The organism is Stenotrophomonas rhizophila, from assembly GCF_003751305.1.
In the GTDB taxonomy this organism is placed as follows: Bacteria; Pseudomonadota; Gammaproteobacteria; order Xanthomonadales; family Xanthomonadaceae; genus Stenotrophomonas; species Stenotrophomonas rhizophila_B.
Genome location: NZ_RJKV01000001.1, coordinates 1,308,483 through 1,321,350, shown reverse-complemented (window position 1 = coordinate 1,321,350; position 12,868 = coordinate 1,308,483). Strand labels below are relative to the sequence as shown.

Annotated in this window: 13 protein-coding genes; 12 read left to right on the top strand and 1 reads right to left on the bottom strand. The window is 66.7% G+C overall.

The genetic code is table 11. From position 1 onward, the window contains the following. Positions 1-36: 36 nt before the first annotated feature. Entirely contained in the window at positions 37-684 is a 648-nt protein-coding gene (gene flgA, locus EDF74_RS06085) for a flagellar basal body P-ring formation chaperone FlgA (RefSeq protein ID WP_123729225.1), read from the bottom strand. Between the two features lie 105 nt (positions 685-789). On the opposite strand from flgA, the gene EDF74_RS06080 reads away from it, so the two are divergent. The 12 genes from EDF74_RS06080 to flgL all read left to right on the top strand — a co-directional run bounded on the left by EDF74_RS06080 (position 790) and on the right by flgL (position 12,709). Beyond that, entirely contained in the window at positions 790-1,734 is a 945-nt protein-coding gene (locus tag EDF74_RS06080) for a chemotaxis protein (RefSeq protein WP_123729729.1), read from the top strand. A gap of 220 nt (positions 1,735-1,954) precedes the next feature. After that, complete coding sequence (gene flgB / locus EDF74_RS06075; protein WP_123729224.1) at positions 1,955-2,350, top strand: flagellar basal body rod protein FlgB; 396 nt, start codon at positions 1,955-1,957, stop codon at positions 2,348-2,350. A 3-nt stretch (positions 2,351-2,353) separates the two neighbouring features. Further along, positions 2,354-2,761 (top strand): flagellar basal body rod protein FlgC, encoded by a 408-nt coding sequence (gene flgC, locus EDF74_RS06070; RefSeq protein WP_088435081.1) that lies wholly within the window; start codon positions 2,354-2,356, stop codon positions 2,759-2,761. Positions 2,762-2,787: 26 nt separating this feature from the next. After that, positions 2,788-3,474, top strand: a complete 687-nt coding sequence (locus EDF74_RS06065) for a flagellar hook capping FlgD N-terminal domain-containing protein (protein ID WP_123729223.1) — start codon at positions 2,788-2,790, stop codon at positions 3,472-3,474. Between the two features lie 31 nt (positions 3,475-3,505). After that, positions 3,506-4,729: a flagellar hook protein FlgE gene (gene flgE / locus EDF74_RS06060; protein WP_123729222.1), complete on the top strand. Its 1,224-nt coding sequence runs from the start codon at positions 3,506-3,508 to the stop codon at positions 4,727-4,729. 32 nt (positions 4,730-4,761) lie between these two features. Next, positions 4,762-5,517, top strand: a complete 756-nt coding sequence (locus EDF74_RS06055) for a flagellar basal body rod protein FlgF (protein ID WP_123729221.1) — start codon at positions 4,762-4,764, stop codon at positions 5,515-5,517. A 105-nt stretch (positions 5,518-5,622) separates the two neighbouring features. Continuing rightward, complete coding sequence (flgG, locus tag EDF74_RS06050) at positions 5,623-6,408, top strand: flagellar basal-body rod protein FlgG (RefSeq protein WP_123729220.1); 786 nt, start codon at positions 5,623-5,625, stop codon at positions 6,406-6,408. A gap of 22 nt (positions 6,409-6,430) precedes the next feature. Then, entirely contained in the window at positions 6,431-7,123 is a 693-nt protein-coding gene (gene flgH / locus EDF74_RS06045; RefSeq protein ID WP_123729219.1) for a flagellar basal body L-ring protein FlgH, read from the top strand. A gap of 163 nt (positions 7,124-7,286) precedes the next feature. Then, complete coding sequence (locus tag EDF74_RS06040) at positions 7,287-8,402, top strand: flagellar basal body P-ring protein FlgI (RefSeq protein WP_260232188.1); 1,116 nt, start codon at positions 7,287-7,289, stop codon at positions 8,400-8,402. Between the two features lies 1 nt (position 8,403). Then, positions 8,404-9,621, top strand: coding sequence for a flagellar assembly peptidoglycan hydrolase FlgJ (gene flgJ / locus EDF74_RS06035; RefSeq protein WP_123729218.1), 1,218 nt, complete (start codon positions 8,404-8,406; stop codon positions 9,619-9,621). A gap of 8 nt (positions 9,622-9,629) precedes the next feature. Continuing rightward, positions 9,630-11,510 (top strand): flagellar hook-associated protein FlgK, encoded by a 1,881-nt coding sequence (gene flgK / locus EDF74_RS06030; RefSeq protein WP_123729217.1) that lies wholly within the window; start codon positions 9,630-9,632, stop codon positions 11,508-11,510. Continuing rightward, entirely contained in the window at positions 11,507-12,709 is a 1,203-nt protein-coding gene (gene flgL / locus EDF74_RS06025; RefSeq protein ID WP_123729216.1) for a flagellar hook-associated protein FlgL, read from the top strand. The genes flgK and flgL overlap by 4 nt, the downstream gene beginning before the upstream one ends. Positions 12,710-12,868 lie beyond the last annotated feature (159 nt).

Below are 12,868 nucleotides of genomic sequence, written 5' to 3'. Positions count from 1 at the left end.
TTTCGCGAGGAAAGTGGCCCGTATTCACAAATATGGTCAGCGCGTCACTAAAACGTCACCGCTGGCCGCCACGGTGCCCTGCACGATCTTGCGCGACGAGAGGTTCTCGACCGAGACCCGCTCATTTTCGCCCGCGTCGGCCATGGCGCGCCCGGCAACCCGGACCTCCACCCCGCCGCGCCGGGACACCAGGGCGACACTGTCGCCCCGCCGAACCAGCCGCTGGGCAACCAGATCGTTGGCCGACAGCAGGCTGCCGGCACTCAGGGTCCTGCGTGCCACCCGGCCAACCGCCGCGGCCGGATCGGCCAGCGCAGCGCCGGCGATCCGTGCCGCATCACGCTGGCCAGTGGTGATATCGGCCGCTGCCAGGGTTTCTCCAGCAGCCACACCTCTATTGAGAATGAGCACGGTCTGGTTGCGCCGCACCTTTACAGGGACGAACAGGCGCCAGCCCCCGGCATCCGGGCAGCTGACCTCCACCGTGCTGGTGCCGGTGGGCTGGGCGGCCAGCGGCTGACCGCACGCCGGCAGGCGCAGTGCCGAATCCAGCGTGGTGTCGCCTTCGCTGCCGGCCGGCAACGTGCCCAGCGCGGCCTGGCGGATGCTCTCCACGGGTTGCCAGCCACCGGCGGCCCAGGCGGGCGCGGCCAGCAACAGCGCGGCAAGGACAAGAGAACGCATGGGCACTCCACGGGCAAGGATCATGCGCAGCTCGATGCAAGGGTCATGCCGAACTCCTGCGCGCAGGGCGCTCAAGTCGCCGCCGGTGCCGCCGATACCAAGTCCATGTCCCATGACCTGCTCAACCGCATCGACCAGCGTACGCGACTGGCCGGCCACAATCGTCTGGCCCTGCTGCTGTTCCGGCTGGGCGGACGTCAGCTTTTTGGCGTGAATGTTTTCAAGGTGCAGGAAGTGCTGCGGCGCCCGGGCCTGTTCCAGGTGCCGGGCCTGCCCAGCCAGTTCGCCGGTGTGGCCGATGTCCGTGGCCGCTCGGTGCCGGTGCTGGACCTGGGCCTGGCGATCGGCCACCCCGAGCGTGAACCCGATGCCGACAAGGCGCCGGGCTACCTGGTGGTGACCGAGTTCAACCGCTCCATCCAGGGCTTCCTGGTCAGCGGTGTGGAACGCATCGTCAACATTGCCGTCGAAGACATCCATCCCCCACCGGAACTGGGCGCCGAGTCCAGCTATCTGACCGCGGTGACCCGTTTCCAGGGCGAGCTGATCCAGGTGATCGACGTGGAAAGCGTGCTGGCCGATATCGCGCAGGTGCGCGGTGAGGCCGTGCTGGACCCGTCGATGGCCCTGCCCGCCGATGCCCCGCCGATGCAGGTCCTGGTCGTCGATGACTCCCGCGTGGCCCGCCAGCAGATCCGCAGCGTGCTGGACCAGCTGGGGGTCGGGGCGACCCTGCTCTCGGACGGGAAACAGGCGCTGGACCACCTCCTGCAGATCCACGCCTCCGGGGAGAACCCGGCCGAGCGCTACGCGATGGTGATCTCCGATATCGAGATGCCGGCGATGGATGGCTACACCCTGACGACGGAAATCCGGCGTCATCCGGGGCTGGCCGGCCTCTACGTGCTGCTGCACACCTCCCTGTCGGGCGTGTTCAACAACGCGATGGTCGAGCGGGTCGGCGCGAATGCGTTCGTGGCCAAGTACTCCCCGCATGAGCTGGCGGACTTCCTGCTGGACCGCCTGCGCAAGGTCGCGATGGCGGCGTAAGGGGCGGCCGGCCCTGGCGCCGGCGCCCGTCCCGTTGGGTGGACGGCATCCACGCATGGCGTGGATCTACCCCCGGGTCTGATTTCCTTATCCACGCATGGCGTGGATCTACCCTCCGGTGCTGAAGTCCCTGGCGTGAACATGCCGCCAGGCATCTTCGCGCCTTGCCCTCTGGCACGCCGCTTGCACTGCCCCTGGCATCGTCCCGTGGGAGTGCGCCATGCCCAATCTGATTTCCAACTATCTGGGTGTCCATGCCCAGGCCATGCCGTTGCGCGAGCAGCGGATGAAGCTGATCGCCAGCAACCTGAGCAACGCCGATACCCCCGGCTACAAGGCCCAGGACCTGGATTTCGATGCCGCGTTGCGTAATGCCCAGGGCCTGGATGCAAACGGCCTGATGAAAACCACCAACGAACAGCATTATGAGATCGGCGGCGGGTTGAACCCGTTCCAGATCGCCAAAGAGGGCGTGCAGCCGAGCATCGACGGCAACACCGTCGACCCGGATGCCGAACGTGCCGCCTACGGCCGCGCCGCGCTGGAGTACCGCGCCTCGCTGAGCTTCGTCGAATCCAAGGTGCGCTCGATGCTCACCGCGATCACGGGGCAATAAGCCATGAGCAATCTGCCCATCTTCGATATCGCCGGTTCCGCGCTGCAGGCGCAGTCCGTGCGCATGAGCACCATCGCCTCCAACCTCTCCAACGCCGATACCGTCGCCGGTTCGGCCGACGCGGTCTACAAGCCGCTGGAGCCGATCTTCCAGTCGGTCACCAGCCGCACCGACCCGAACATCACCACGGTGCAGGTCAAGGAGATCAGCCAGAGCAACGCCGCGCCGATCCAGCGCTACGAGCCCGGCCACCCGCTGGCCGATGCCGATGGCTACATCTACCAGCCCGACGTCGACCCGGTCGCGCAAATGGTCAACCTGATCTCGACCTCGCGCAATTACCAGGCCGGCGTGGAGATGCTGACCACCGCCAAGGAACTGGCGCTGGCCACGCTGACCATGGGTCGCTGACCCTCACTCCCCAGGAATCGACCCCCATGAGCACCACCAACGGCGTTGGCCAGAACAGCAGCGACATCTACACCGCGCTGGGTCTGAACGCACCCAACAGCGACACCAGCAAGAAGAAGAGCACGCTGGACCAGGCCGATTTCATGCGCCTGATGACCGAGCAGCTGCGACACCAGGATCCGCTCAAGCCGATGGACAACACCCAGATGGTCGCGCAGATGGCGCAGCTGTCGCAGGTCCAGGGCATCACCGACCTCAACAACACGGTCAAGGGCTTCCAGGATTCGATGTCCAGCGACCAGATCCTGCGCGGCGCGGCCCTGGTGGGTCACGAAGTGCTGGTGCCGTCGGAGAAGCTCGCGCTGGAGAAGGACGGCGACGTCACCGGCATGGTCGCCGCGCCCGGCGCCGGCTTCGTGACGGTGGACATCACCGATGCCAACGGCGTGAAGGTCAACCAGATCAGCGTGGAAGCCAAGGCGTCCGGCGAAGTCACCTTCGACTGGGACGGCAAGGACGCCAACGGCAACCGCATGGCCGAAGGCACCTACACCATCGCCGCTTCGCATACCGATACGGCCGGCGCCAAGACCAAGCTCAACACGTATGTGCAGGCCCCGGTAGAGAGCGTGACGGTCGGCACGGATGGCCTGTACCTCAACCTCAAGGGTCTGGGCACCGCCCCGATCGACTACGTGCTCCGCATCAGCTGAGCCGCACCACCCGAATCCACAGGAGCAACCCATGGGCTTCAACGTCTCGTTGTCCGGCATCAACGCAGCCAATGCCGATCTGAACGTCACGGCGAACAACATCGCCAACGTCAACACCACCGGCTTCAAGCAGTCGCGCGCCGAGTTCGCCGATCTGTTCTCGGCCACCAGCTACGGCCTGTCCAAGAACGCGGTCGGCTCGGGCGTACGCCTGACCAATGTCGCCCAGCAGTTCTCGCAGGGCAACAACGAACAGACCGGGCGCAGCCTGGACATGGCCATTTCCGGTGAGGGCTTCTTCACCATGACCATGAACGGCGCCCGCGTGTATTCGCGCGCCGGCAACTTCCAGACCGACCAGGCCGGCTATGTGATCAACCCGCAGGGTGCACGTCTGCAGGTGTTCGCACCCAACGCCGATGGCACCAACTTCGATGCCGGCCGTCTGACAGATCTGCAGCTGCTGACCACCGACAGTCCGCCCAAGCAGACCACCGGGGTGAACATCAGCTTCACCCTGCCGGCCAATGCCAAGCCGCCGACCGTCGCCGCGTTCGATCCGACCGATTCGAACAGCTACAACCATTCGACCGGTGGCATCACCGTGTACGACTCGCTGGGTGTCAGCCACACCCAGACCTCGTATTTCGTCAAAACAGCCGGTACCAATGCCTGGCAGGTCCACAACTTCGTCGACGGACAACCGGTCGGCGCTCCCACTGCGATGGAGTTCAATGAATCCGGTGCACTGACCGTCCCAGCCAACGGGAAGATCGCGTTCACCGCGTTCAGCCCGACCACCGGCGCGGGTGATCTGTCACTGACCCTGGATATCACCGGCTCGACCCAGTACGGCGAGAAGTTCGCACTGCGCAACACCCAGCAGGACGGCTACGCGGCCGGCAAGCTCAACGAAGTCACCGTGTCCGAGGAAGGCGTGGTCTACGCGCGCTACTCCAACGGCGATGACCGTCCGCTGGGCCAGGTTGCGCTGACCACCTTCAACAACGCGCAGGGCCTGGAAGCCAAGGGCAACAACCTGTGGGTGGAAACCTTCAACTCCGGCACCCCGCGCACCGGTGCGCCGGACAGCTCCAACCTGGGCAAGGTCCAGGCCGGCTCGCTGGAAGCCTCCACGGTCGACCTGACCGAGCAGCTGGTCAACATGATCACCGCCCAGCGCAACTTCCAGGCGAACTCGCAGATGGTTTCCACGCAGGACCAGATCACCCAGACCATCATCAACCTGCGTTGATGAGCCACTGACCGCAACACGGGAATACACCGATGGACAAGGCACTCTACGTCGCGATGACCGGTGCACGCGCCTCCCTGCAGGCGCAGGGCACGCTGTCGCACAACCTGGCCAACACCGACACGCCCGGCTTCAAGGAGGCACTCGCCAATACCGAGGCTTTCCCGGTGAAGGGGACCGGCTACGCCTCGCGCGTGGATGCGATGCACGTCGACGCCGGCTTCAACCGGCGGATGGGCGGACAGCAGCTCACCGGCAACCCGCTGGATCTGTCCCTGCAGGCCGGCAACTGGCTGGCCGTGCAGGCGCCCGGTGCCGACGGTGGTGAGGCCTACACCCGTGGTGCGGCACTGTCGATCACGCCCAATGGCCAGCTGGTCACCGCCGGCGGCCATCCGGTCCTGGACGAGAACGGCAATCCGCTGGCGGTGCCGCCGCACCAGGCCATGGATATCGGCAACGACGGCACGATCTCGATCATCCCGCTGGGCGAAGGCCCGCAGACGATGGCCAACATCGGCCGCATCCGCGTGGTGCAGGCCGAGGACGCCCGGCTGGAGCGCGGCCTGGACGGGCTGATGCGCAACACCGACCCGCAGCAGCCGTTCGTGCAGGCCCAGGGCAAATCGCTGGAAAGCGGTCAGCTGGAAGGCAGCAACGTCGATGCCGCCGGCGCGCTGGTGCAGATGATCCAGCTGCAGCGCCAGTACGAAATGCAGGTGAAGGTGATCAAGCACGGCGACGACAACGCCCGCAGCGCCAACAGCCTGCTGCGCCTGGGCGGCTGATCGCCGCCGGTGACGTAATCCCGGCGCAGTTGTGGCACGCGCCATGCATTGCCCTTCACAAGGGCCGCACCACGCGGCCATCCGCTACAACACAGGAATGACGCCATGAACCAGGCATTGTGGATCGCCAAAACCGGACTGGATGCGCAGCAGACGCGCATGTCGGTGGTTTCCAACAACCTCGCCAACACCAATACCACCGGTTTCAAGCAGGACCGTGCCAGCTTCGAAGACCTGCTGTACCAGCAGGTCCGCCAGCCGGGTGGCGCCTCCTCCGCCCAGACGCAGCTGCCCTCGGGCCTGCAGCTGGGTACCGGTGTGCGCGTGGTCGCCACCGCCAAGAATTTCGAGCAGGGCAGCCAGCAGCAGACCGGCCGCGCGCTGGACGTGATGGTCAACGGCCGCGGCTTCTTTGAAGTGCAGATGCCGGACGGCTCCTCGGCCTACACCCGCGATGGCTCGTTCCAGCGCAACCAGGATGGCGAGCTGGTCACCAACAGCGGCTACCCGGTGCAGCCGGGCATCCAGATTCCGGAAGGCGCGCAGTCGCTGACCATCGGTACCGACGGCACCATCAGCGTGAAGATGGCCGATGACGCCGCCACCGTGGAAATCGGCGCGCTGACCCTGACCGACTTCGTCAATCCGGCCGGTCTGCAGGCCCGCGGTGAAAACCTGTTCCTGGAAACCACCGCCTCCGGCCCCGCGCAGAACGGCAATCCCGGCCTCAACGGCCTGGGCACCGTCGTCCAGGGCGCGCTGGAAGGCAGCAACGTCAACGTGGTGGAAGAGCTGGTCTCGATGATCGAAACCCAGCGCGCCTACGAAATGAATGCCAAGGCGATCTCCACCACCGACGCCATGCTCGGTTACCTCAACCAGAACGTCTGATCGGTCGAACCGGAAACCTGCCATGTCGCGTCTTGCCCCTACCCTCCGCCTGCTCGCCGCTGCCGTCATCGTCGCCACCTTGAGTGGTTGCGTGATTGCCGGCGATGTCCGGCCGTACCCGGCCATGGCGCCGGTCATGCCGGTCATGCCGCCGTCCGCCGAAGCCACCGCCGGGGCGATCTACGCCGCCGGCCCCGGGCTGCAGCTGTACTCGGACCGCCGGGCACGCGATGTGGGTGACCTGCTCACGATCACCCTGACCGAGAACACCACCGCGCAGACCACCGCCAACACCTCCACCTCGAAAGAATCGGAGCTGAGCATCGGCACCCCGACGATCTTCGGTGCGCCGGTCACGCTGGGCGGCAAGGACATCCTCAGCGCCAGTGCGGCCGGGTCGCGCGACTTCACCGGCAAGGGCACCAGCGCGCAGAGCAACCGCCTGCAGGGCAGCGTGACCGTCACCGTGATCCAGCGCCTGCCCAACGGCAACCTGGTGGTACAGGGCGCCAAGAACCTGCGCCTGAACCGCGGCGATGAGCTGGTGCAGGTGCAGGGCATCGTGCGCGCAGCGGACATCTTCCCGGACAACACCATTCCCTCCAGCCGTGTTGCCGATGCCCGCATCGTCTACGGCGGCCGCGGTGCGATCGCCCAGTCCAACGCGATGGGCTGGTTGAGCCGCTTCTTCAACTCGGCGCTGTCGCCGTACTGAGCCTGACATGACCTTCTTCCTTTCCCTCATTTGCCGTCAGCGAAGCGCCGAAGCGTGCCCAGAGGCGGCGCGGTCAGATCCGGGCGCGTGGCGACGCCTCGAGCCGACCGGCGCCCTCTGGTCATGGGGCGCGGCGTCGCTCTACACGTCGAAGCAACGAGGCGTGGTGTCGCACGGCGCGACGCGGGCGCTGCTGGCGCTGCTGGCCGTGTTCGCGCTGGTTGCGCCCGCCTCCGCAGAGCGCATAAAGGATCTGGCGCAGGTCGGCGGCGTGCGCGGCAACGCGCTGGTCGGTTACGGCCTCGTGGTCGGCCTGGATGGCAGCGGCGACCGCACCAGCCAGGCCCCCTTCACCGTGCAGAGCCTGAAGAACCTGCTCGGCGAGCTTGGCGTCAACGTGCCGGCCAACGTCAATCCGCAGCTGAAGAACGTGGCGGCCGTGGCGATCCACGCCGAGCTGCCGCCGTTCGCCAAGCCGGGCCAGCCGATCGACATCACCGTTTCCTCCGTGGGCAACGCGGTCTCGCTGCGCGGCGGCTCGCTGCTGATGGCGCCGCTGCGCGGTGCCGATGGGCAGGTCTATGCGATCGCCCAGGGCAACCTGATCGTCGGCGGCTTCGGCGTGCAGGGCAAGGATGGCTCGCGGGTCTCGGTCAACGTGCCCAGCGTTGGCCGCATTCCCAACGGTGCCACCGTCGAACGTGCATTGCCGGACGTGTTCAGCGGTGGTGGCGACATCACCTTGAACCTGCACAAGAACGACTTCACCACGGTCTCGCGCATGGTGGCGGCATTGAACAACGCCTTCGGTGAAGGCGCTGCCCGCGCCATCGACGGCGTCACCGTGTCGGTGCAGTCGCCGTCCGATCCGGGCGCACGCATCGGCCTGCTGGCGCGGATCGAGAATCTGGAACTCACCCCCGGCAGCGCGCCGGCCAAGGTGGTGGTCAACTCGCGCACCGGCACCGTGGTGATCGGCTCACAGGTGCGTGTTGGCGCTGCAGCGATCTCGCATGGTTCGCTGACCGTGACCATCAACGAGAACCTCAATGTCAGCCAGCCAGGCGCCTTCAGCGGCGGCCAGACGGCGGTCACGCCCCAGTCGACGATCACCGCGACCAACGATGGCAGCCGCATGTTCAAGTTCAACGGCGGCACCACGTTGGATGAAATCGTGCACGCGGTGAACGCCGTCGGCGCGGCCCCGGGCGATCTGATCGCCATCCTGGAAGCCCTCAAGCAGGCCGGTGCACTGAGTGCCGAGCTGGAGGTGATCTGACATGCGCATTCAACCGGCGCTGGAACTCAACCCCGCCCAGCCCAACAGCCCGGCCAAGGTCGACAAGGTCGCCCGCCAGCTGGAGGGCCAGTTCGCCCAGATGCTGATCAAGAGCATGCGTGAGGCCAGCTTCGGCGATTCGCTGTTCCCCGGCGAAAACACCATGTTCCGCGAGATGTACGACCAGAAGATCGCCGATGCGATGACGCGCGGCCGCGGGCTGGGCCTGTCCAGCATGATCGCGCGCCAGCTCGGTGGCGGCGAAGGCGAGACCGCCAAGCCGGTGGATACCTCACTCAACCCCGCCGCGGCGTTGCGGGCCTATCGCCTCAATGCCCCGGCCGCCGCTGGCCTGCCGCTGCCGGCAGCAACGGCGCCGGTGGTGCCGAGCGAAGTGGATCTGTTGCAGCAGCTGGGCGGCAGCGAGCCATCGGCGGTCCTGCAGCCGATGGAGCGCGCGCTGGACCTGATCGCCGGGCGCGAGAGCAGCCAGATGCACGAGGCGATCGGCAGTCGTGATCCGTATGCCGCCACTGCCGACGTGGATCCGGCCAGCGCCAACTGGGCAATGGCCGATGATCGCTGGCAGGACGTCAACCGCACGGCCGCCACCGGTCCGAGCGCGGTGGACAACCTGGCCGCCTCCACCGCGGCTGCGGAACTGGGCCCGCACACGCCGGCCGGCTTCGTCGCCAGCATCTGGGGCCATGCCCAGCAGGCGGCCCGCGAACTGGGCGTGGATGCCAAGGCGCTGGTCGCCCAGGCCGCGCTGGAGACCGGCTGGGGCCGCAAGCTGGTGCGCCGCAGTGGCGGCGACAGCTCGCACAACCTGTTCGGGATCAAGGCCAACGGTTGGCAGGGCGAGCGCGCCACGAGTGGCACCCACGAGTACGTCAATGGCGTGCGTCGTAACGAAACCGCCAGCTTCCGCGCCTACAACTCGGTGGGCGAGAGCTTCGCCGACTACGTGCGCCTGCTGAAGACCAGCCCGCGTTACCAGAACGCCCTCCAGGCCGGCAGCGACGTCCGCAGCTTCGCGCAGGGCCTGCAGCGCGCCGGCTATGCCACCGACCCCACCTATGCCGCCAAGATCGCCGCCATTGCCGGCGGCCCGACCATCGAGCGCGCCGTCGCGGCCGTGACCGATGCCGGCCAGCGCCTGGGTCGAACTTTTGCCAGCACCGCCAGCCCGACCGGGCTGGGTGTCATCCGTCGTTGAGGTAATCCATGTCCAGCGTTCTCTCCACCGGCACCAGCGCCCTGCTCGCTTTCCAGCGCGCCCTGGCGACCACCAGCCATAACGTCGCCAACATCAAGACGCCGGGCTACAGCCGGCAGAAGGTGGATTTCGCCACTGCCAACCCGCAGAACTACGGGTATGGCGATGTCGGCAACGGCACCCGCATCACCGATGTGCGCCGTGTCGCCGACCAGCTGGCGATCTCGCGCCTGCTCGACGGCAGCGGTGAACTGGCGCGCCTGAAGCAGCTGTCCACCATGGCCGACCGCGTGGACGCCATGTTCTCCGACACCGCCACCAACGTCGCCGGTGTGTGGTCGAACTTCTTCGACTCCGTCAGCGGCCTGTCCTCCAATGCCTCCGGCAGCGCCGACCGCCAGAATGTGCTGGATGCCGGCAAGACCCTGTCCGGCCGCTTCCAGCAGCTCAACACCCAGCTCAACAACCTCAACGGCGAGGTCAACAACGGCCTGATCGCCGGCGCCACCGAGATCAACCGGCTGGCCAAGGAAATCGCCCAGCTCAACGGTGCGATCGGTGGCAACGCCGCCACCGCGGCCCCGGATCTGCTGGACCGCCGCGACGAGCTGATCGCCAACCTGGTCGGCTACACCGGCGGCAACGCGGTGATGCAGGACGGCGGGCTGATGAACGTCTACACCGCCGGCGGTCAGGCGCTGGTGGTGGGTACCACGGCCTCCAGGGTCACCACCGTCACCGACCCCTACCAGCCTGAGCGCCTGCAGCTGGCGCTGGAAAGCCAGGGCCAGAAGATCACCATCGAGCCCAAGACCCTCGGCGGCCAGATCGGCGGCCTGCTGGAGTTCCGCGACACGGTGCTGACCCCGGCCCAGGCCGAGCTCGGCAAGCTGGCGATCGGCATGGCCAGCAGCTTCAACGATGTCCACCGCCAGGGTGCCGATCTTTACGGCCAGATGGGCGGCGACTTCTTCACCATCGGCAACCCGCGCATCACCGCCAACAGCAACAATGCCGGCACCGCCCAGATGACCGCGCGCTTCGGCGATCTGGCCAAGCTGGACGGCCAGAACATCGTGATGAAGTTTGACGGTACCCAGTGGTTGGCAACGCGGGCGGACACCGGTGCCAGCATCCCGATGACCGGCGCCGGCACCGCTGCCGACCCGCTGGTGCTCAACGGCGTCGAGCTGGTCATGACCGGCACCCCGTCCACCGACGACCGCTTCCTGCTGCAGCCGACTGCGGGCGTGGCCGGCAGCATGGCTGTGGCGATCACCGACACCTCGCGCCTGGCCGCAGCCGCCCCGATCAAGGGCAGCGCCGCGATGGCCAACACCGGCACCGGCAAGCTGACCGGGGTCAAGGTGACCGACGCGGACAACGCCGCGCTGCGCAATCCCGCGGCGATCGTGTTCACCAGTGCCACCGAGTACACCATCGATGGCGTGGGGCCGAACACCTACACCGCTGGCCAGACCATCACCGCCAATGGCTGGAGCTTCGTCCTCGACGGCGCGCCCAAGACCGGCGACACCTTCAACATCGGACCGACCCCGGCCGGCTCGTCGGACAACAGCAATGCCCTGCTGCTGGCCAAGGTCGAGCAGGCCAAGGCGTTCAACGAAGGCACGGTCACCCTCAGTGGCGCCCTCGGCGGCCTGACCACCCAGGTCGGTGCGGCTGCGCGTTCGGCGGAATACTCCCTGATGGCCCAGCAGGTGATCACCGACCAGGCCCAGGCCGCCCGCGACTCGATCTCCGGCGTCAACCTGGATGAAGAAGCCTCGGACATGCTCCGCCTGCAGCAGGCCTACCAGGCCGCCTCGCAGCTGATCTCCACCGCCGACACCATGTTCCAGACGATCCTCGGAGCCGTACGCTCATGAACAATCGTATTTCCACCGGCATGATGTTCAATCAGTCGGTGTCGCTGATGCTCGCTTCACAGGCCAAGATGAGCCACCTGGAGCGGCAGATCGCCACCGGCAGCAAGATCGTGTCCGCCAAGGACGACCCGGTCTCGGCCGGCAGCGCGGTCGGCCTGGACCGTACCTTGGCCTCGCTGGACCGCATGCAGCTCAACGCCGGCAACGTGCAGAACCGGCTGGGCATCCAGGAAAACGCCTTGGCCCAGGTCGGCGACATGATGGGCCGCATCACCGAACTGACCATCTACGCCAACAACCCGGCGCTGGCCGCGGCTGACAAGCAATCCATGGTCACGGAAATCGAGGCGATCCGCGGCAATCTGCTGGCGGTGGCCAACAGTACCGACGGCACCGGCCGCTATGTATTCGGTGGCACCGATGACGGCAGCCCGCCTTTCAGCCAGATCGATGGCCGGATCGTCTACAACGGCGACCAGAACCAGCGCCAGGTCGAGGTCGGCCCGGACACGTACGTGCTTGATGCCCTGCCCGGCAGCGAAATCTTCATGCGCATCGTCACCGGCGATGGACATGTGGATGCTGCGGCGGCCACCGGCAACACGGGCACCGGCGTGCTCACCAACGTTACCCGCAACGGCGATGGCGGCTGGAATGGCGAGGGCTTCAGCGTGCGCTTCACCGCCGCCGATGCCTACGAACTGGTCGATGCCGGCGGCACCGTGGTCTCCACCGGCACCTTGAAGACCGGCGATGACGTGGTGGTCAACGGCGTGCGCCTGCATATCGACGGCGTCCCGGCCGCAGGTGACACCTTCGAGGTGAGCCCCGCCTCCAGCCGCGACATCTTCGGCACCCTGGATTCACTGATCGGGGCCTTGAAGATGGATACGGGCACCCCTGCCCAGCAGGCAGCGCAGCAGAACCTGCTGCAAAGCGGCCTGCGCGACGTGGCCCGTGCCTCCGAGCGGATGATCGACTCCCGCGCTTCCGGCGGTGCTCAGTTGAAGATGCTGGACAATGCTGCGGACATGCGCGAATCGAATGTCGTGACCCTCAAGACCACGCTCTCGCAGATGCGCGACCTGGATTACGCCGATGCGTTGAGCCAGTACCAGCTGGAAAAGACCGCCCTGCAGGCGGCACAGACCCTGTTCTCACAGATGCAGTCCATGTCGCTGTTCAACACGATCCGCTGACCCCCCCTACAACCTGGGTTGGCCTGAAGGCCGCGATGCTCTGAGCATCGCGGCCTTTTTCGTTCTGGGCGTGGTACAGGCATCGGCACCTAGGCCGGCACCACCTCCCCTCGAAGGTCTCCACGGCGACTTTCCTGCCTGCCCGCAGTGCCCTCTCCC